The sequence below is a fragment of the Dictyobacter sp. Z7_2 genome (assembly GCF_057551105.1).
Genome location: NZ_BAAJPE010000002.1, coordinates 3,278,571 through 3,298,842 on the forward strand (window position 1 = coordinate 3,278,571; position 20,272 = coordinate 3,298,842).

Consider the following 20,272-nt stretch of genomic DNA (forward strand, 5'->3'; position numbering starts at 1 on the left):
TCTCCACGATTAAAATTTCTTAGGCGAAAAGTGTAATCAATTTTCTTTTCGCTTGTCTTGGATGTAACTGGCTCACCTGTATTCTATCTCATGTAGATAGAAACGAACCTCTGGGCAGTAAAAGTTTGAGTGCTTTCACTACCTCAGAGGTTCCGGCATTAGCGTTGGGAGACGTCAATCAAAGTAATCTCTCTCATGCTTATGCAAGTAGCGCAACGTTAGCATTTGCCGCCTGTGCACCACCAGTTCCAGACATTCACCGTCTCGGATGCACCCTGATCAGCGATGATGTAGTTGTGCCCGACACTTTTGACAATGCCAGGGTTCTGTGGCGCGTACAGGGTAATGAATGGGAAGTCGGTCAGGTAGATGGCGTGGAGCTTGTTAAAGGCCTCCTGGCGCACTGCCGGATCAGCCGATGACTGCTCCTGTTTGAATAATGGATCGAGCGCATGATTACAGTAGAATGAGAAGTTCTCACCGCCATAACCATTAGCTTTGGTTGGAATCTGATCACAGGCCATTGATGCAGAGTCATCTGCGTCATAGGTGTAGGTCTGTGTGAATTCTCCCAGGTCATATTTTCCGACTACTCCTTGTGGTAAGAAGGTGCCGAAAAATGTGCTGGCAGGATAGTTGGTGATATTCAGCTTGATGCCAATGGTCTTTAATTCGCTTTGCAGGATGTCCTCATCCTCTGCACGCCACTGGTTGTTCGATGTCGAGGAATACTGGAATTCCAGTCTCTTGCCATTTTTGGCGAAGACGCCGTCAGAACCAAGTGTGTAGCCGGCATTGGTTAAGATGGCTTTTGCGGCAGTTGGATCGAATTTAGGACAAGGGGCATCTGGCTGGTAACCAGGTTTAAACGCGCTTGGGGTATCTGTGCATAACGGCGCAGCCTGACCCTGGCGAGCTGTTTTGATCAATTGGGATGTGTCAATGGCCTGTGAAATGGCCTGTCGAACTTTGACGTCTTGCAATACAGGATTCTTCAGGTTAAAGAAGATCGCTTCATAACCAGCCGCAGCAGGAGCTTTGGTGAGTGTGTAATTGGAAAGCGTTTTATAGGTTGAGGTTTTCGTGACGTCAAGATCCCAGGCAGAATCTACTGCCCCAGACTGAACATCTTTCAAGATGGTGTTCTGGTCGTTGGTGACACGGAAAACGATCTTATCAAGGTAAGGGAGTCCTTGTGCCGCCTGATAGTAATTCGGGTTGCGGGAGGCGGTATATGATGTCCCGGCTTTAACATCAGTCATCGTGAATGGTCCGCTGCTGACCGAAGGCTTGAGGTTTTCTGGAGACTTGAGGATATCTCCAGGGCTCATTTTGCTAAAGACGTGCTCTGGCAAAGGAGCTAATAATCCATCGGTCCACGTGGTGAGGAAGGGCTCATATCCTGATGAGAGGTGGAATGTGATTGAAAGGCCATCGCTTGAAACGTCGGCTGATTTAATCAAATTCAGACCACTGGTGGATTTGGCACCAAAGGCAGGATTATTCCATAGCTTCCAGGTGTAATCGATGTCTTTTGCTGTTAAAGGCTGCCCATCAGACCATTTCAGATTGGGTTTCAATTTGAAGGTCCAGGTTTTGAGATCTGCCGATATATCACCGTTGGACGATGTAGGTAACTCTGAGGCCAGCGCAGGTTTGATCGTCCCATCAGGACTGCCAACAAAGACTGGTGTCCAGATTGTTTGATCGACAATGTCTGAAAATGTTTCTACTGAGCCATTGGGGATAAGTGAATCTGGCTCTTCATACAAGTCATCGATCCATGTCCCGCCCTTGACTGGTTTCGTATTTGTGGTTGTGGTTGCCGGTGTTCCCGCTGGACCACAAGCTGTGAACAATAAAGCCAGCACTCCTATAAAGGAAACTGCTAACATTAGTGTTCTGACAGGTCTCTTATGCATGAAATCCTCCAAAAATAATACCTGTTGCATACATAGTATCTGGTCGTGTGTAACCCTCTCTGCAACGGGCTACGACTTTTCATTGATAATGGTCATCATTTTTGCAAAGTAGGTCGCGATCCCGCGAGTTATAACGCAATGATGAATTATCTAGTGTAGATGGGGAATGCCAGTGCGATAATCAACTTCGATATACTGACTAGACGTAGCTACATATGATACTACGTCAACTCTTAGATACTTCTCACATAATTTAATAAAAATTTTGCAAAAAATCGTCATGCTATCTATGATGACGCTTAAAACTCATTGCCATAGTGCCTCTTCCTCCAAAATTCAGCATATTCTGCTTACTATGCTTATGATAAAAATGTATGCTTGCCAGCGAATATAGAGTTCTTCCCGCTTGTTGTATAATGCAATGTATGCTCTACCTGAGCTCTGGCTATGCACAATCTGAGAACCTGATTTGCTCGACTATAGCGTGTCGCTATCCCGTAACGCGCATGCCGCTCTTTTTCAAGCGGGTGTGCTCCATTTTTCACGTGTCTGTGAGGGTGGATGGGTAATATAACTATGTGGCGGGCCTACATGAAGATTGGAGAGGAGAGGTCTATGGATGATCGCTTTGATCGCTTTGATGAACAGGCAAAGCGAATTTTGTCGTTGGCTCAGGAAGAGGCCATGCGTTTCAAACATGCTTTTATTGGCCCTGAACATTTTTTACTCGGTGTGGTTCGCGTTCCTGACTGCGCCGCTTGCCAGGTGCTGACTCAGATGAATGTTGATCTTCATGGTATGTATCATACGGTTGAGCAGACGATGCATTCTGATAATCAAGCTCAGGGCGGCGATATCAGGTTGGCTCCTCGCGGCAAGAAGGTAATGGAGTTGGCTGTGGATGAAGCTCGTTTGATGCAACATCACGTGATTGGCACCGAACATATCTTACTGGGCATTATTCGCGAGGGAGCAGCTGACGGCACTGCTATCTGCTCCCAACTGTCTATCGACTTGCAGGAGGCACGTATACAGACACAGAAAATCTTAGCCGCTCACAGCAACAATGATGAAGATGAATCTACTATCGCTAAAAGTTCAGTATTTATCTATCCAACTGATGCTACCCAATCAAGTCGATTAGTGCCCAAAGGAATGCCTGCTGTGATCTGTTCGCATTGTCAGGCTCGCTGTCCCGATTATTTCCACTACTGCTTTCACTGTGGACAGCGCCTGGCTGTCCATGAGTAGTATGCTCTCTATGCATTTCAGTCATCCAGGAGGTATCAGAAAGACACTTGCGCTTTCTTTCATTATGCGGTTCCCTGGATGGCTGGAAAGGCTTGCTGGATCAGGTTTGCAGCGCTCTCAAATGAGAATAGGCCTGTGTTGATGAGTAGATGATAGAAGTTGGGCTGACGGCCATCGGCACCATAGTAGTGGCGTTGATAGCTATCCTGCTCATTATCGCGCTGTTCAATCAATTCCTTTGCCTCATTGGGGCCGAGATGATACTGTTTCATGACATAATCGATCCTTTTTTCCAGGGGGGCGAAGATGTAGATGTGGAGCGTGCGCGGATTGTTGTGGAGCAGGAATTGCGAGCCTCGACCGATGATGATGGCGTTGCCTTGCGTGGCGAGCTCTAAGATGACACGTTGCGTGAGATGAAAGTACGAGAGCTCCTGCGATTGTTCCTGGGCTTTGTTGCTGGAGAGCATATAGTGGACGTTGAATGGATTGCTGGAGCGTAAGGCTTCCAGGATGTTACTGGCCATGCCACTGGCTTGTTCATCCTGACGCGTGGCATAGTTGAGATCGACTCCCAGGCGATTCGCTACCTCGGCAATGATTTGCTGGTCGATATAGTTGAGTCCCAATGCCTGCGCGACAAGATGAGCGATGTCTGTGCCACCACTGCCAAATTGACGCGTGATGGTAATTACCGCTGAGCCCTCGGCAGGGATACCTGTTGGCAACGGATCTGCTGCCAGGGCCGTTTCTGGCAGTATGCGTGTTTCTGTCTGCTTTTTATTTTTCTGTGCCTTCTCTGCTTTTGGATCGAGTGTATCCTGCATCAATTTGGTCCTTTGTGGAAAGAATCAGATCTATATTCTACTGTTTGTATCCTACAACGTAGAGGTTACGAGATGCAAAAAATAGTATGATACTCTATAAATATACTTTGCTATGCAGCTCCCTCTCTATAGAGATACGCGATGGGAGTATCGATCTGTTACATTCCTATCAGATCGGCTTTCTGGATGTTGTTTTTGACGCTTCTTATAATGGCTGCGTCGACCATCTTGCCCTCGAAGGCGATCGCTCCTCGACCTTGCTCTAGCGCCTCTGTATAGGCCGCGTCGAGGCGACGGGCATACTTGACTTCCTCGATTGTTGGTGAAAAGATCTGATTGGCGATATCGAGTTGTGTGGGATGAATGGCCCATTTTCCCGCAAAGCCAAGTGTTTTGGCGCGGAGGCATTCGCGCTGATAGCCAGTTTTATTTTTAAAGTCGGGATACGCTCCATCGATTGCGTCGATGCCCGCTGCGCGTGCTGCGATAACTATCTTGTTGCGTGCATAGTGCCAGAGATCGCCAGGATAGCCATCCAGATTGCCATCAATACCGCGACTATCGATCCCCTGGGAGGCGCTGTAGTCTCCTGGACCAAAAATCAGCGCTTCCAGCCGTGGACTTGCCTGCGCGATCTCTTCCACATGGAGCATCGCCTCGACCTCTTCTATCAGTACTTCGAGGCCGATGCGTCGCGTGAATCTCTTGTGCATCTCAATCTGATTGAGTAGCGTATCCACCCACCAGACGTCACGAGCAGATTTGATTTTGGGGACGATGAGTATGTCGATAGATTCTCCAGCCTCTTCTACGATCGTGATGATATCCTGATAGGCGTATTCTGTTTGCAGATCATTGATGCGTACGGCACGCGTCTTTTTGCTCCAATTGAGGGTGCGCAGACTGGTGATCACTTTCTGGCGTGACGCAACTTTTTCATTGGGAGCGACTGCATCTTCCAGATCAAGCAAGACCAGATCGGCCGTGCTGGCAACTGCCTTTTCCATCATATGGCTATCGCTACCGGGAGTCGAGAGTTCAGAGCGTCGAAGGCGCATGGCAAATATTCTCCTTTTAAATGAAGTTTATCATAACTCAGCGCCCTCTCGTGTGTTTCATTAAGAGGCAGTAGCATTGGACGCCCAATGGAGTTTTTGCTTTAACCAATGACTTGTTGATAAAGATCAGTAATAGTGCTTGTGGCCTCTTGCTCTCCTACCTGTTGCGTGAGCTGTTGATAATATCCATCGACATGTCGCATACGGGCATCGATAAAAGAATGACGGGCTGTGCCGCTGGCAACGCCAGATAAACCACGTTTCATAGCTTCATATTCATTGAGAATGCTCTTTTTAAGCTGCGCAACTTCACTCTGACCCACGGATAGCTCCTTATTCATATAATAGCAGAAGATGGTAGTTGTATTTAAGGTGGCATTACGGTCTGGCACTACTGATTTTTGCTGCTTCATGTGAAGTAAACGCGGAATATGGCGGGGTTGGTGGAGAAATTCGCGTATTTTTTTGCTTTTCTTAACCTGATGAACGTTATTGGTCACGCAAATGTGTCTGATAGGATAGCTCTGGCGCGACGCTCATAGATGCGTCGCGCCAGAGCTTGTGATTTTCTTGCGATTTGGACTACTGGAGATTTTCTCTCATAAAGGAGACGAGGCGGGGCCAGGCATCGGCTGCCGCTTCGGCATTACCCATCCCATGGGTGGGATTGATAAAAGCATGACCTGCATCATACTCTTTAAGTGTAAAGTCCTTATTGGCATCTTTATAGAGGCCTGCAATCTTTTGCCGCTGCCCTGCTGGAACGCTCTCATCCTGTGTTCCATAGAAAGCTAGCACTGGTGCCGTGACTTTCGCCACCTCCTCAGGTGACGGATCGTAGCCAGCTCCATAGAAAGGCGCAACCGCTCCGAGATAGTCATAGCGAGACGCTACTGTGTAGGCTAACATACCACCCAGGCAGAAGCCAATCAAGCCAACTTTTTTGGGATTAACAGACTCTGAGTTGCGAATAGTCTCTAGTGCCCCGATGATTTTCTGGGATGCGATGTCGATGTTGCTACGAATTAACATCGCCAAACGCATCGCATCATTGGGCTCGGTTGCTACTTTGTTATTATATAAATCTGGTACGGCTACCACAAAGCCATCGGTCGCAAGCTTCTGAGCCAGATCTATCACGTGAGGCTCGATGCCCCACCATTCCTGGATCAGCACTATGCCTGGATGTGTCTGGTCATCGTCAGGCTGAGCAACGTAAGCATATGCTCCACTGCCATTGACTTGTAGGTCTACATTCGCAGTACGTATGACTGCCATAAGTAAGCTCCTTTACCGTGTATGAAATACAGCCTATCCAAACGCGACACTGCTTTTAGATAGTTATATTATAGTCACGCAAAGATGCCCACAGGCGATACAGTAGCGTCGGACGCTTGCGTACGATGTCCCACTCGACGTACGAAACCACCCGATTGCGCGCGTTATCATACGAGTTACTGGGACATCGTACGCAAGCGTCCGACGCTACTTGTTATCAGGCGCGTTCCAGCATGTCGTCATACTTCTCGTCGTAGGGGACCAGACGCCCTTCTGGCATCAGCAACATGGTTGTGGGCTTGAGCAGGCGTACGAACTCGACATCATGGGTGACGGTCATGATCGTGCCGTGATAATCTCCTAGTGCCGCTCCAATGATCTCTTTAGAAATCATATCAAGGTGGGATGTCGGCTCGTCGAGTACCAACACATTAGGACCTTCGAGGACCATTTTGGCCAGAGCCAGGCGGGTCTTTTCGCCACCACTCAGGGTGCTGATCTTCTGGAAGACGCGATCGCCGGTAAACATAAAGCGACCAAGCACGCCACGGACGCGTTTGGCATCGGTGGGGAGGACTTCATTTGCCTCATTGATGACGGTGTTGTCGTAGTCGAGACCTTCGCTCTCCTGGGCGTAGTAACCGATATGGACGCGGTCACCTAAAGTGACTTTGCCCGAAGTTAAGGGGACCAGACTTAAGACTGTACGCATCAATGTTGTTTTACCGACACCATTCAGTCCAATGATCACCATGCGTTCTGAGCGATCTACCTCGAAGCTAATGTCGCTGAAGATCTCTTTAGGCCCATAGCTTTTGTAGAGATTTTCGGCCTTGACGACAAGTTGGCCACTCTGCTGCCGCACCGGGAATTCGATCTTCATACGCTTACTCGCCTGGGCTATCTGTGGCTTGCTTTCTTCCAGCGTTGCAACACGTTTATCCATCGCGATACGCTGCTTCACACGTGTCGCGCCGAAACCACGCAGGCGCTCGGATGTCTTTTTCAAGCGGGCGATCTCACGATCCTGTTGACGCTTGGTGCGCTCAGCCAATGCCTGCTCGTCACCGATCGTATTCAGGTACGTTGTATAGGAACCTTTGTACTCTTCGAGCTTATGCGTGAACTCATTGAGGCGCAAGACTTTATTGATGCTACGATCAAGCAGATCCAGATCGTGGGAGATGATCAGTAAGGCACCCTTATACGTCTCCAGGAACTCCATCAGCCACATAGTAGCTTCAACGTCCAGGAAGTTGGTCGGCTCGTCGAGCAAGAGCAGTTCGGGTGATTGGAAGAGCAGGCGTACCAGTGCCAGCTTGGTCTTTTGACCACCACTGAGCGAACTGACGTCGCGCTCCAGATCCACACCACCGATGTTCAGGCCGCTGATCAACTGCTCGCAGCGAGCATCGGCATCGTAGTAGCCAAGGACCTCAAGGGCATTCTGAGCCTCCTCGAAGCGCTGCAAGGCTGCATCAAGATCGTCATTTTCTGGATCAGCGATCTCCATCGAAAGTTTCTCGTAGGTTGTAATCGCTGTATCCAGACCTGTACCACTGAAAATGAAATTGCGGACCGTATTACCGGCATCTATCGGCGTCTCGTGCGCGACATCCTGCGAGAGATATCCATACGTCTTCGAGCGCTTGATATTTCCGCGATCGGCTTCCTGATACCCGCCGATGATTTTGAGTAGCGAGCTTTTTCCCGCTCCATTGATACCAATCAGGCCGGCTTTTTCGCCCGGTGCGACGGTGAATGAGATGTCGTCGAGAATGACTCTTGGACCATATGAGAGTTTAATGTGATTGACCTGTAACATACCTGCTTGTTTCTCCCTGTGTGCTTCTGTATGTAGTTGCTAGCTTTTCGCGTGCGTATTATTTGGATGCTAAATGCAGTTGTAGGTGGACAAAAACGGCGCTGCATCATGATAATACGAGCACTCTCGTATCTCAATGCAAACGGGAAGCACACTGTGCCGCAGACATCAGTCACGAGAGGATCGTGCTGAGCGACACACGCACATTCACAAGGTGGGCGATATAGTGAGTACCCGTTCAGGAAGGAAAAGGACGAAGAGGATGCAAAGGGCATACTTTTCTATGTACTCACACGTAGACACAGGGTGAGTAAGCATCAAGAAGCGCCAATTCCTGCCGCAAAGCCCAGGCGTGGTCGCTCATGCGGCGTGATAAACCGTTAGTAAAAAAGCCCTTTTCATTAATATCCTTAAAAAAATGTTCCATCAAAACCGAGTTATAGAAGTCCAAGACAAATCGTACCATCATATACAACAGATGTCAAGTGCGTACCAAACTGATTTAACATGCTTTTAACACTATTTCGTACATCGATACCTGCCTACTTTGCATAACTCCTACTTGAGCCAGCCAGGCATCTCGTGATGATCGATCCCAAAGTGATGTGCGACCTCATGCAGCACCGTCGCCCGGACCTGCTGTCGAATGCGGTCAGGATCTCCCTGGCAGTACGCTTCGATGGCCTTTTGAAAGATCGTAATCCGCTCTGGCAGTGCACTGTAGTGATAGCCTATGCTGGTAATGGGCGTCCCATGGTAGAGTCCGAGCAGTTGGCGACCATCTGGAACGCCAGCCGAGCGTAATGTCTCAGCATCCGGCTCGTTCTCGACAATGATAGCGAGATTATTCATATAAGGTTGAAAGTTATCAGGAATCGAGATCAAGGCTTCCTGGACCAGTTGCTCAAAATAATCGATCGGGATCTCTGGTTCGGATTGAGTATCGTCGCTTGTCGGTGTGCGATCCTCTTCATTGGCTGCATCTTTAGATGATAGATCTGTCTCTGTGTATGACGTTGCGGGTTTAGGCGTAGTGAGCCAGATAGCAATTATTCCGGCCGCCAGGAGGAATGCATAGAGAAATAACTTGCTCGCATCGCTGAGCGGCAGCTGGATAATCACAATTGCAAAAATGCAGAATGCCAGAAAGAAGCTTGCCACACGAAACAAGCATGATCCACCCTTTGGATGTTCTATACTGGATGGTTGCTCTGATGTTTGATTGAACATTATTTTCTCCATCGTGAACTTCTCTATAATCACATTATACGTTAAAACGCATATCCACAGCGTCGTAAATGCTCATTGCAGCGATGTCACATCAGAGACTTACATCCCAAAAGAGGTACAATCATCGTAAAAACAAGGGATAAAGAAATCGGGTTGGTTTGCCGAGCGCATCAACCCGATTTCTTTATCCCTTCACGCTTCAGAAGGCTTACCTGTCTATTGTGACGTCACTGGATATTTTAAAAGCGAGAGCTTCAGTCAACCCCCAGGCATCGAGTACAGTCTTTTGAAGCTGTGCTTTTGCAACGTTCAAGGATGCTAACCCCAGGTCGCTACCAGCGGTCGTTCGGAGGGGACGCGTCCCTCGTGGTTGTGCAATGAGATCGGCAACCACATCGGCAACGATTTGTGGGTCTGGTGCATCAGGGCTGTTGTTCGCTGCTTCGCTAGCCTGCAATGTTTGTGCCACGATGTCATTGATCGCTCCATATTCGCTCAAGCGTTCCTGATCATGCGGGGCCTGGTTGCTCGACATTAGCTCTGTTGGAAACAGTGAAGGCTCTACAAGGATCGATTCAATACCCAGGGGGGCAAGTTCATAATGATAGCTCTCTGCCAGTGCTTCAAGCGCCGCTTTGCTGGCACTGTATAGAGCTACAAAAGGGAAAACTAAGCCACCGGCAAGGGAGGATATATGGATCAGTAACCCATTGCGTTGCTGACGCATGTATGGAAGGACTGTGCGATCCACGTGAACGGGTCCGAAGAAGTTCACCTCCATCAGCGCTCGAACCTGATCGAGCGTATATCCCTCGGTGATTCCACCATACGAGACACCTGCATTGTTCACGACCACATCAATGTGTCCGGCTTGATCAACCACTGCCTTAACTGCTTGATTGACTGAGGCTTCGTTCGTTACGTCAAGTTCAAGGACGGAAAGAGCAAGTTGTTCGCGTTGCGCAAAGTCGCTTAATTCTTTTGCATATAAAGCGTTACGTCCATTGATATCACGCATAGAAGCAAACACTCTATGGCCTTGCCGTGCCAGTGTTTCAACAATATCGCGACCGAACCCACTTTTGCTTCCTGTTACAAGGACAACCTGTTGATAACTCATGCTATAGACTCCTTTTGTTTGAAAAGAAAAATTAATCGTCCATCAAAGCTTTGCGTGTCAGAGCAAAGTCACATTCATCGGTGTGCTAGAATTATGCAATGAGAATGAAACCAGGACCAGGATCAAAATTATTCTGGTATAAAAACTAATTGGATAAGGAAGATGATGATAAATAAACAAGAGCGACAATCAGAATTAGCCCTGTTTCTGCGGATGCGTCGTGAGCGCATCTCTCCCGGCCAGGTTGGTTTGCCTGTGGGAAAACGCCGCCGAACACCAGGGCTGCGCCGAGAAGAACTGGCACAACTCGCGGGGGTGGGAGCAACATGGTATACCTGGCTCGAACAAGGAAGAGACATTACCGTCTCGACTCAAGCTCTGGAAAGTCTGGCTCGTGCCTTACAACTCGACGCAGATGAGCAAACACATCTCTTTATTCTGGCGCGTGGGCTGCTTCCTGTCACTCCATTTCCGGCGGAGTATAATGTTGATCCTGCCCTTCAATTCATTCTTGATACGATGGGCGTTTATCCTGCCTATGTGGTCTGCTCTAGCTGGCATATCGTTGCCTGGAATCAGGCCGCTTGCCAGGTATATACAGATTTTAGTACGATGTCTCTCCACGAACGCAATTTTCTCTGGGTACTCTTTACAGATCAACGACAACGCACACTGTTCGTCGATTGGGAGGAAGAAGCGCAACGTGCTCTGGCCGTTTTTCGCATCAGCACGCAGCGCTATATTGGAGAAGCATGGCTGAAAAAAATGGTTGCAGACCTCAAAGAGGCGAGTCCAGAGTTTCGCGAATGGTGGCCGCGTTACGATGTGCAAGGATGCAACACGAGCGAGAGGAGTCTTAATCATCCTCGCGTTGGGTTGTTGACCTTACAGACAACGACCTTCCAGCTTGCAGGTCATCCCGGTTTACACATGACCGTGGACACTCCCGTCTCTGGAACAGACACGCAGGCGAAATTGCTCGATCTTTCAAAGTCTGAATCAAGACTTCAATTGCTTGGAGCTATGTAGAAAAGTTTTTTCTCTTCGGTGTCCTCGCTTCACTCGACACAGATCATAGAGATTTTGTCCATAGGAGAGGAAACTTTGTTGTAGATAATATAAACTCTCGCGCCACTGGCCAAAATTGCCTGGAGTTGCCATTGACAATGCGCTGAGTGCATGTTATAACTTCCACAAGACATCAAACAACCGCATAGCAAAAAGCTTTGACAGGACAAGTAGCGATTATCCGTTACGGACAGAGAGTAGACAGATGTTGAGAAGTCTACACGTCAACCAATCGCGAAGAAGACCCTGGAGCTGCAAGAAGAAATCGCTCGCGCGAAATTAGAACTTGCCGGTGGCCGCCGTAATCGGGTGAGAGTATGTATGAAAATACATACTTGCTGAGGTCGATATCGTGAGATATTGGCGAATGCAGGTGGCAACACGAGAGTAGAACGCTCTTCGTCCTGAGTAGTAGGATGAGGGGCTTTTTTGTTGGCCTTTTTGACTCTCTCTAAGGGGAGAGGCGTACTTATACAAAGAGAATAGCGGCGTTGTAGGGACAAGTAACGGACCCCTGGTACATCTAGAGAGCGAGCGGCTGGTGGAAAGCTCGTATGTCCATTCCGTGAAAAAGACCCTGAAGCTACAAGAAGAAATCGCTCTGGCGAGAGTAAAACTTTGTCGACTGATCCTCGTTAGCGGATCGGTGCAGTATCAGGTGATGACTGGTTCTGTGCACTGAGGCTCATACCGCAATGTATGAGTGAATAAGGGTGGTACCACGGAAGCTATTTTACAAGCTTTTCGTCCTTGCAAAGGATGAAGAGTTTTTTTATACCGAAAAATTGAGCTGTAAGAACTGTGATTTTAGATAAGAGAGGAAATTACGAAAATGGCTGCACAATGTCCAGAGTGTGAAGCGAATGTAGAGGTCCAGGGATTGATCGTTGGGGAGATAACATTTTGCCCCGATTGTAACGCGGAACTTGAAGTTATCAATGTAGAGCAACCTGAAGTAGCCCTGGCCCCTGAGGTCGAGGAAGATTGGGGAGAATAACCCTATGCGCCTGGCTATCCTGACATCGCGCGTTCGCGTGGAAGAGAAATTGTTGGTGGAAGCGTTGCGACAGCGCTCGATCGATTTCGACCTGATTGATGATGGCGAACTTCTTTTCGATCTAGCACAGCCGCAGGAGCGCTGGCAAGCGTATGATGCCGTGCTCTGCCGTAGCGTGAGTCAGTCCCGTGGCCTGGCCGTTCTCCACGTTCTGGAGCATTGGGGCATCCCGGTGTTCAACTCGGCGGCCGTGACCGCTCTTTGTAACGACAAATTGTTGACGTCGCTGGCGCTGATCCGCGCTGGTGTGCCGGTCCCGCGCACAATGCTGGCTTTCGATGCTCCACGAGCGATTGAAGCTATCGAGACGCTCGGCTATCCAGCCGTCCTGAAACCGATCAGCGGTTCCTGGGGACGCCTGCTGGCACGCGTCAACGATCGCGACGCCGCAGAGGCGGTTCTTGAGCACGCTGAGACCCTGGGTTCGGTTCAACATCACATTCATTATATTCAGGAGCATGTTGAGAAACCCAATCGTGATATCCGCGCCTTTGTCGTTGGTGGTCGCACCATCTGCGCCATCTATCGCAGCAGCCAACACTGGGTCACAAACACCGCTCGCGGAGCCATCACCGAGAATTGTCCCGTGACCCCCGAGCTGGATAGCCTGTGTCTCCGCGCCGCACGCGCTGTTGGCGGTGGCATCCTGGCGGTCGATGTGTTTGAAGATCCCGAGCAGGGTCTGCTGGTCAATGAGATCAACGCGACGATGGAATTTCGGAATAGTATCGCTCCTACCGGTGTCAATATTCCGCAGGAGATGATCGATTATATCTTCAGTCAGGTGCGCGAGGGAGTGGCGTTATGAGTCGAATACGCGTCGCCATCGTTGGAGGCTCCGGCTACACCGGTGGTGAACTGATCCGCCTGCTGCTCTTCCATCCTATGGTCGAGATCTCGCAGATCGCTTCAGGCAGTCAGGCTGGACACTTTGTGCATAGTGCTCATCCAAACCTGCGCAAGATTACAACGCTGCGTTTCTGTCATCCCGATGATCTGACAGCGGCGGACGTGATCTTTCTCTGCCTGCCTCATGGAGTCTCGTCGGGCGAGATTGAGCGCTATCGCGGGCTGGCACCTCGCGTGGTTGATCTTTCTGGAGATTTCCGTCTGCGCTCACCAGAACTCTATCAGCGCTGGTATGGACACGAGCATAAAGCTCCGGCACTCTTGTCGGAGGCGGTCTACGGACTGCCCGAGCTGCATCGAGCAGAGTTGGCTGATGCTGCCCTCGTGAGCGGAACTGGCTGTATGGCGACGACCTCGATCCTGGGACTGGCTCCTCTGTATCGCGCAGGAGTGGTGAATCAAGCGCTTCCCCTGGTGGTCGAGGCGAAGGTTGGATCATCTGCGGCGGGTGCCAAAGCTGGACCATCAAGTCATCATCCGGATCGCAGCGGGGCTGTGAGATCCTTTCAGCCGACCGGTCATCGTCACAGCGCGGAACTGATCCAGGAACTGGGACAGTTTGGCGGTGGCGATCTGGGTCAAACGGTTGCCTTCTCGGCCACCGCTATCGAGCTTGTGCGAGGTATCCTGATCACCGCTCACGTGTTTTTGAGCGAAGATCTGGAAGAGCGTGCGCTCTGGCGCATCTTCCGCGAGGCCTATCAGCAAGAGCCATTTATCCGTCTGGTGAAAGAGCGCAACGGAGTCTATCGCTATCCCGAGCCCAAGATTCTGGCGGGAAGCAACTTCTGCGACGTTGGCTTCGAGTTGGATCGCGGTCAGCGGCGGGTGGTGGTGATGGCGGCCCTGGATAATCTGATGAAGGGCGCGGCTGGCAATGGAGTACAGGCATTGAATTGTATGTTTGGCTGGGATGAGTCGTTGGGATTGACGTTCCCTGGTTTACATCCCGCATAGTTTGCAGCTAATGATCCTGAATGAGTCGTTCTGGGATAGCAAGACGATAGCAGATATCACGAAGAGAAACGGAGCTTGTCATGACAATTGTGGTAAAGATCGGTGGAGGCGCGGGCGTCGCCACAGCACAGATCATCGAAGAGGTTGCTCAGTATGTCGCTGAAGGACAGCGCGTTGTTCTGGTGCATGGTGGTTCTGATCTCACCAACACATTGTCCGAGCAGCTTGGCCATCCAATGCGGATGATCACATCGCCCAGCGGCATGACGAGCCGCTATACTGATCGCGAGACCTTGGAGATCTTCGCCATGGCGGTCGCCGGACAGATCAATACCGATCTGGTAGCGCAATTGCAGCAGCGTGGCGTCAACGCCTTTGGCATGGCTGGCGTCGATGGACGTCTCCTGGTGGCGCGTCGCAAAGCGGTTGTACGTTCGGTCAGTCCCGAGGGTCGCACGCAGATTTTACGCGATGACTATACCGGACAGATCGAACAGGTGAATAGCGGCCTGCTGGAATATTTATTGGATGCAGGGTATACGCCGGTGATTGCTCCGCTGGCACTGAGTCATCAGGGCGAGCGACTCAACGTGGATGGCGATCGCGCAGCTGCGGCTGTCGCCTCGGCCCTGCACGCCGAGTCGCTGGTGATCATGACCAATGTTGCTGGCCTGCTGGCCGATCCGCATGACGCTGCGACTTTGATCCGTACGATCCCAACCGATCAGCTGGATCGCTATATGGACTATGCTAAAGGACGCATGCGCAAGAAATTGCTGGGAGCACAGGAAGCGCTCCAGGGGGGAGTGGCTCGCGTGTGTATCGGGAGCGCCTCTCTGCATGACGTGGTAGCAGGAGTCGGAACAACGATCTCTCAGATAGCCAATCCCGGTGTCCGCGAGGCAGAGATAATCTATCGACAAGCAGAGCAGGCACCCATCCGCGAAATGGTGTCACTCAGTTAACCAGCGCAAGCATGAGGAAGGAGGTCCAGGATGAGCACAACTTTTATGGATAATACGGCAACAACCGACGATACGACGATTGTGGAGCGCGAAAACATGTACACGAGTGGTGTATATGGGAAGCGTCCAGTTGCGATCGTGCGTGGACAGGGCGCCGTGCTGTGGGATGAAGATGGGCGCTCGTATATCGATTGCATGGCGGGCCATGGCGTTGCCAATATCGGACATGGACGGCCTGAAATCGCCTCTGCCCTCGCGGCTCAAGCGCAACGATTGATCACCTGTCCCGAGGTTGTCTATAACGACGTACGTGCTCGCCTGCTGGAGCGTCTGGCACAGATCACTCCTGAGGGACTCTCACATTTCTTCCTTTGTAACAGCGGAACGGAAGCGGTCGAGGGAGCATTTAAATTTGCGCGTCTGGCGACCGGCCGGACGGGGATTGTGGCGACGCTACGCGGTTTTCATGGTCGAACGATGGGATCTCTCTCGGCGACCTGGGAGAAACATTATCGAGAGCCTTTCGCGCCTCTTATCCCCGGCGTCTCGCACATGCGCTACAACGATCTTGCAGCGGCCGAGGCCGCGATTACTGAAGAGACCGCTGCCGTCATCATCGAACTGGTGCAGGCAGAAGGCGGAGTCCACGTTGCACAGAGAGAGTATATTCAGGGTCTGGCGACACTCTGTCGCGAGCGTGGAGCGCTACTGATCATCGATGAAATCCAGACTGGATTTGGACGCACCGGAACCCTCTTCGCCTGTGAGCAATATGGAGTCAAACCTGACATTCTCTGTCTGGCCAAATCCATTGCAGGCGGTATCCCGATGGGAGCTGTCTGTCTGGGAGCTCAGGTGATGGAGAGCGGACGGATTACCAGAGGAGCTCATGGGAGCACATTTGGAGGTAATCCACTCGCTTGCGCCGCCGCGCTGGCAACCATGGACGTGATTGAACAGGAGGAGTTGCCCACCCGAGCCGCCGCACTTGGCGCTCATGCCCTGGAACGCCTTCGCGCTGTGGAATCACCGCTTATTCGCGAGGTGCGAGGACTTGGTCTGCTGATCGGCATCGAGTTAAAGAAGAAGGTTCAGCCCTATCTGGAAGCGCTCTGCGATCGAGGTATCCTGGCCCTGCCCGCCGGACCAAATGTCCTGCGCCTCCTGCCACCCCTGGTGATCACCGCAGAGCAACTTGATCAGGCTTTGGATATCGTCATCGATGTCCTGGCCGGCAATCCGGCTCCACGCCGCAGCGAGAGCGATACAAGCGTCGAGAATGTCTCCACCGATGACGAAGTGGCTCTGCTGCAACGCATGGTGACCATCCCCAGCCTATCTCGTCAGGAGAGCACACTGGCACATGCGATGGTTGAGCAAGCCAATCAGCTTGGCTTGCATGCCTATGTTGATGAGGTGGGGAATCTGATTGCCAGTACGCATCCCGAGGGTAGCGATCAGACTCCGGTGGTGCTGCTTGGACACATGGATACGGTTCCCGGCAATATCCCCGTGCGTTTGGAGGATGGCGTTCTCTACGGACGTGGAACTGTCGATGCCAAAGGACCCCTGGCCGCTTTTATTTGTGCCGCAGCGCGGATTGCCCGCAAGGGAGTAGCCACGCAACCCATCATCGTGGTGGGAGCGGTTGAGGAGGAGGCAGCGACCTCGCGCGGTGCGCGTGGAGTCGTGGAGCGCTATCGACCATCCGCCTGCATTATTGGAGAGCCAAGTGGTAGTCAAGCTGTCACGATCGGCTACAAGGGGCGGCTGTTGATCAATGGCTGTGTGACGCACCAATCGAGTCATAGTGCTGGACCTTTGCAGAGTAGCAATGAGGTAGCAGCGTCGTTCTGGAGTCGTATTCGTCTCCATGCTGATGAATGGAATCAAAACTATGCTGGAAAATCGGCCTTTGCCGCGCTTATGCCATCCCTACGTTCGATCAATAGCGAGCAAGATGGCCTGGAAGAGCGGACCCGCTTCATGATCGGCTATCGCTTGCCACCCAATCTTGATATCGCGGAGCTGCGCGTCCAACTGCAATGTTGGGCCGATGAAGATGATATACAACTGACCTTTTCGGGTGAAGAGGTTGCTTATCAGACTACACGCACTATCCCCCTGGCCCGATCCTTTATCTCAGCTATTCGAGCCACCGGAGAAAAGCCTACATTTAAGCATAAAACAGGAACGTCAGATATGAATGTCGTAGCGCCAATCTGGGGACAAAACATCGTGGCATATGGTCCTGGAGACTCAAGTCTCGATCACACGCCCAACGAACATATCCGTATCGCGGAATACACGCATGCCATCGATGTGCTCGAATTCGTACTGCAAGATATTGCATCGCAAAGGGAAACAGCATTATGAGACCACTGGCTATACTAGATAGCACCCTGCGCGAAGGGGAACAGTTTATCAAAACCTTTTTCACTCTGGAGCAGCGTGTAGCGATTGCACGCCTCCTGGATCAGATAGGTGTAACATTTATTGAGGTCCCTTCGCCCATCGCATCGCCTGAGACACGGGACTCCGTTCAGGCCATCTGCGAACTGAACCTGAAATCACGTATCGTCGCTCACGTGCGTTGCGCCGAAGCCGACGTCCAGGCCGCCCTGGATACCGGTGTGCATGGCTTAAATCTCTTCTTTGGGACCTCTACTGAGCTGCGCTCGTTCAGCCATGGGCGCGGCATTGAGCAGATCGCCAGAGAAGCGGTACCATTGATCCGTCACATTCGTGACTCAGGTCGCTATGTGCGCTTCTCGGCCGAGGATGCCTTCCGCAGTGATCTTGTTGATCTGCTGACGGTCTTCGATGCGGTCGTGGATGCGGGTGTCGATCGTATTGGCCTCCCTGATACGGTCGGTATAGCAACCCCACGTCAGGTTGACCGGTTGGTGACACTCATCGCGCAACGTTATCCAAATGTTGGTATCGAGTTTCACGGCCATAACGATACCGGATGCGCGATTGCCAATACGATTGCAGCCTTTGAGGCCGGAGCCGATTGTCTGGATGTGACCGTAATGGGGATCGGCGAGCGTAACGGTATCGCATCACTGAGCGGAATTATCTCGCAGCTTTACACACATTATCCAGATCTGCTGGCAACCTACGATCTGACACGACTGCTTGAGCTTGATCAGTTTGTGGCCGATGCCTTGCAGATAACTATTCCATATAACATGCCCATCACTGCTCCCAATGCCTTCACGCATCGGGCTGGAGTGCATACCAAAGCAGTGCTGCGCAATCCGCACGCCTATGAAATTCTCAATCCCGATGATTTCGGTCTGGTGCGTCATGTCGATATTGGCTCGCGCTTTACCGGACGCTATGCGGTCGGACATCGCGCCGTCTCATTGGGACTACAACTAACCTCAGATGAAGTATCTAGTTTGACACAGGCGCTGAAAGAGCGAGCCGAGGGCGGCTCTCTGGCTGACGAAGAGGTCAATACTTTTATTCGTGCCTGGTATGAAGAGAAAGAAGGAACACTGGTATGGGAACGCTAGCAGAAGAAATTTTTAGTTACAAATTGGGACGTCCTGTACATGCGGGCGAGACTGTGGTCGTCGATGTTGATCACGTCATGAGCCACGATACAACGACTCCTTTAGCGATCAAAGCCTTTGCTAAATTGACTGGGCAGACGACAGGCAAAGTATTTAACAAGCAGCGTTCACATATCGTCTTCGACCACATCATCCCGGCCGCCACGATTGCCGCTGCTACCCTGCATCGCGAAGTAAGAAACTTTGCCAAAGAGCAAGATATTCCGATTCTCCAGGAGGGCATCTGCCATCAAGTCTTGCCGGAGAAAGGCTTTGTCGTACCGGGCAGTATCATCGTCGGAGCTGACAGCCACTCCTGCACCTATGGAGCTTTCGGAGCCTTCGGGACTGGCATGGGATCAACCGATATCGGCGTAGCTTACGCGACGGGTCGCAGCTGGTTCCGTGTCCCTGAAACGATCAACGTCAACATCACCGGCACCCTGCCACACGGTATCTTTGCCAAAGACATCTCGCTGGAGATCGTGCGCCGTCTGGGCGTCGATGGAGCAAACTATCGAGCGATCGAATACACCGGCTCGGTGATCGAGAACTTCTCGATGAGTGAGCGTATGACCTTCTCGAATATGGCGATCGAGATGGGTGGCAAGGCTGGCTTGATTGCCGCCGATGAGACGACACGTGCCTGGCTGCATGGACGTACTGAGCAGGAATATCCGCTGCTACGTGCGGTGAATCCTCAGTACGAGCGCGTCATCGAGATCGATGTCACCAACATGGTGCCATTAGTTGCTTGTCCTCCGGATGTCAACATCGTCCATCCCGCTGAAGACGTCACCAACATTACGCTGGATGAGGTTTTCCTGGGCACCTGCACCAATGGTCGTCTGGACGATCTGGAGATCGCTGCCAATATCCTGCGCGGCAAAAAGATCAGCCCCGACCTGCGTATGGTGATCATCCCCGCTTCGCGTGAGATCTATCTTGAAGCGATGCGCCGTGGCTATCTGGAGATCTTCTCCGAGGCCGGAGCATCTGTAGGAACTCCCGGCTGTGGACCCTGTATCGGTCGCCACTTTGGCGTACTGGCTCCAGGCGAGCGAGCACTGACCACCATGAACCGTAACTTCACTGGTCGTATGGGCGATGCGACCGCAGAAATTTATCTGGGAAGTCCCGCCACTGTCGCCGCGAGTGCGCTGACCGGTCACATCACCGATCCCCGTGCGATCCTGACAGAGCTAGGTTCTGCTGTATTGGAAGAGAGTAGAGTATAGGCTG

Annotated in this window: 17 protein-coding genes and 1 other annotated feature; of the genes, 9 read left to right on the plus strand and 8 right to left on the minus strand. The window is 51.4% G+C overall.

The genetic code is table 11. The features are described 5' to 3' along the window. Window positions 1-218: 218 nt before the first annotated feature. Window positions 219-1,922 carry a peptide ABC transporter substrate-binding protein gene (locus AC27N8_RS27340; protein WP_487071378.1) on the minus strand — a complete coding sequence of 568 codons (1,704 nt, stop codon included), beginning with the start codon at window positions 1,920-1,922 and terminating at the stop codon, window positions 219-221. A gap of 615 nt (window positions 1,923-2,537) precedes the next feature. Here AC27N8_RS27340 and AC27N8_RS27345 point away from each other — a divergent pair. After that, window positions 2,538-3,173, plus strand: a complete 636-nt coding sequence (locus AC27N8_RS27345) for a Clp protease N-terminal domain-containing protein (RefSeq protein ID WP_487071380.1) — start codon at window positions 2,538-2,540, stop codon at window positions 3,171-3,173. 62 nt (window positions 3,174-3,235) lie between these two features. On the opposite strand, the gene AC27N8_RS27350 is transcribed toward AC27N8_RS27345, so the two are convergent. The 7 genes from AC27N8_RS27350 to AC27N8_RS27380 all read right to left on the minus strand — a co-directional run bounded on the left by AC27N8_RS27350 (window position 3,236) and on the right by AC27N8_RS27380 (window position 10,511). Continuing rightward, window positions 3,236-4,000 carry a cytidylate kinase-like family protein gene (locus AC27N8_RS27350; protein WP_487071382.1) on the minus strand — a complete coding sequence of 255 codons (765 nt, stop codon included), beginning with the start codon at window positions 3,998-4,000 and terminating at the stop codon, window positions 3,236-3,238. A gap of 158 nt (window positions 4,001-4,158) precedes the next feature. Then, window positions 4,159-5,058, minus strand: coding sequence for an HpcH/HpaI aldolase/citrate lyase family protein (locus tag AC27N8_RS27355; RefSeq protein ID WP_487071384.1), 900 nt, complete (start codon window positions 5,056-5,058; stop codon window positions 4,159-4,161). A 101-nt stretch (window positions 5,059-5,159) separates the two neighbouring features. Continuing rightward, window positions 5,160-5,381 (minus strand): hypothetical protein, encoded by a 222-nt coding sequence (locus AC27N8_RS27360; protein ID WP_487071386.1) that lies wholly within the window; start codon window positions 5,379-5,381, stop codon window positions 5,160-5,162. A gap of 259 nt (window positions 5,382-5,640) precedes the next feature. Next, window positions 5,641-6,336, minus strand: coding sequence for a dienelactone hydrolase family protein (locus tag AC27N8_RS27365; protein WP_487071388.1), 696 nt, complete (start codon window positions 6,334-6,336; stop codon window positions 5,641-5,643). 217 nt (window positions 6,337-6,553) lie between these two features. Next, complete coding sequence (locus AC27N8_RS27370; protein WP_487071390.1) at window positions 6,554-8,161, minus strand: ABC-F family ATP-binding cassette domain-containing protein; 1,608 nt, start codon at window positions 8,159-8,161, stop codon at window positions 6,554-6,556. A gap of 558 nt (window positions 8,162-8,719) precedes the next feature. Then, window positions 8,720-9,391, minus strand: a complete 672-nt coding sequence (locus AC27N8_RS27375) for a metallopeptidase family protein (RefSeq protein WP_487071392.1) — start codon at window positions 9,389-9,391, stop codon at window positions 8,720-8,722. Window positions 9,392-9,599: 208 nt separating this feature from the next. Further along, window positions 9,600-10,511 (minus strand): SDR family oxidoreductase, encoded by a 912-nt coding sequence (locus AC27N8_RS27380; protein WP_487071394.1) that lies wholly within the window; start codon window positions 10,509-10,511, stop codon window positions 9,600-9,602. 162 nt (window positions 10,512-10,673) lie between these two features. Between AC27N8_RS27380 and AC27N8_RS27385 the strand changes: the two genes are divergently transcribed. The 8 genes from AC27N8_RS27385 to AC27N8_RS27420 all read left to right on the plus strand — a co-directional run bounded on the left by AC27N8_RS27385 (window position 10,674) and on the right by AC27N8_RS27420 (window position 20,268). After that, window positions 10,674-11,540, plus strand: a complete 867-nt coding sequence (locus tag AC27N8_RS27385) for a helix-turn-helix transcriptional regulator (RefSeq protein ID WP_487071396.1) — start codon at window positions 10,674-10,676, stop codon at window positions 11,538-11,540. A 188-nt stretch (window positions 11,541-11,728) separates the two neighbouring features. Continuing rightward, window positions 11,729-11,989, plus strand: a binding site (T-box leader). A 422-nt stretch (window positions 11,990-12,411) separates the two neighbouring features. Continuing rightward, window positions 12,412-12,576 (plus strand): lysine biosynthesis protein LysW, encoded by a 165-nt coding sequence (locus tag AC27N8_RS27390; protein ID WP_487071398.1) that lies wholly within the window; start codon window positions 12,412-12,414, stop codon window positions 12,574-12,576. 4 nt (window positions 12,577-12,580) lie between these two features. Beyond that, window positions 12,581-13,444: a lysine biosynthesis protein LysX gene (lysX, locus tag AC27N8_RS27395; RefSeq protein WP_487071400.1), complete on the plus strand. Its 864-nt coding sequence runs from the start codon at window positions 12,581-12,583 to the stop codon at window positions 13,442-13,444. After that, window positions 13,441-14,502, plus strand: coding sequence for an N-acetyl-gamma-glutamyl-phosphate reductase (gene argC / locus AC27N8_RS27400; RefSeq protein WP_487071402.1), 1,062 nt, complete (start codon window positions 13,441-13,443; stop codon window positions 14,500-14,502). Before lysX ends, argC begins: the two co-directional genes overlap by 4 nt. An 80-nt stretch (window positions 14,503-14,582) precedes the next feature. Then, window positions 14,583-15,467 carry a [LysW]-aminoadipate kinase gene (locus AC27N8_RS27405; protein ID WP_487071404.1) on the plus strand — a complete coding sequence of 295 codons (885 nt, stop codon included), beginning with the start codon at window positions 14,583-14,585 and terminating at the stop codon, window positions 15,465-15,467. A 30-nt stretch (window positions 15,468-15,497) separates the two neighbouring features. Further along, on the plus strand, window positions 15,498-17,843 hold the full coding sequence (locus AC27N8_RS27410) for a [LysW]-lysine hydrolase (protein ID WP_487071406.1): 2,346 nt from the start codon (window positions 15,498-15,500) through the stop codon (window positions 17,841-17,843). Then, window positions 17,840-18,991: a LeuA family protein gene (locus tag AC27N8_RS27415; RefSeq protein WP_487071408.1), complete on the plus strand. Its 1,152-nt coding sequence runs from the start codon at window positions 17,840-17,842 to the stop codon at window positions 18,989-18,991. The genes AC27N8_RS27410 and AC27N8_RS27415 overlap by 4 nt, the downstream gene beginning before the upstream one ends. After that, window positions 18,979-20,268, plus strand: coding sequence for a 3-isopropylmalate dehydratase large subunit (locus AC27N8_RS27420; RefSeq protein WP_487071410.1), 1,290 nt, complete (start codon window positions 18,979-18,981; stop codon window positions 20,266-20,268). The genes AC27N8_RS27415 and AC27N8_RS27420 overlap by 13 nt, the downstream gene beginning before the upstream one ends. The last annotated feature ends 4 nt before the right edge of the window (window positions 20,269-20,272 follow it).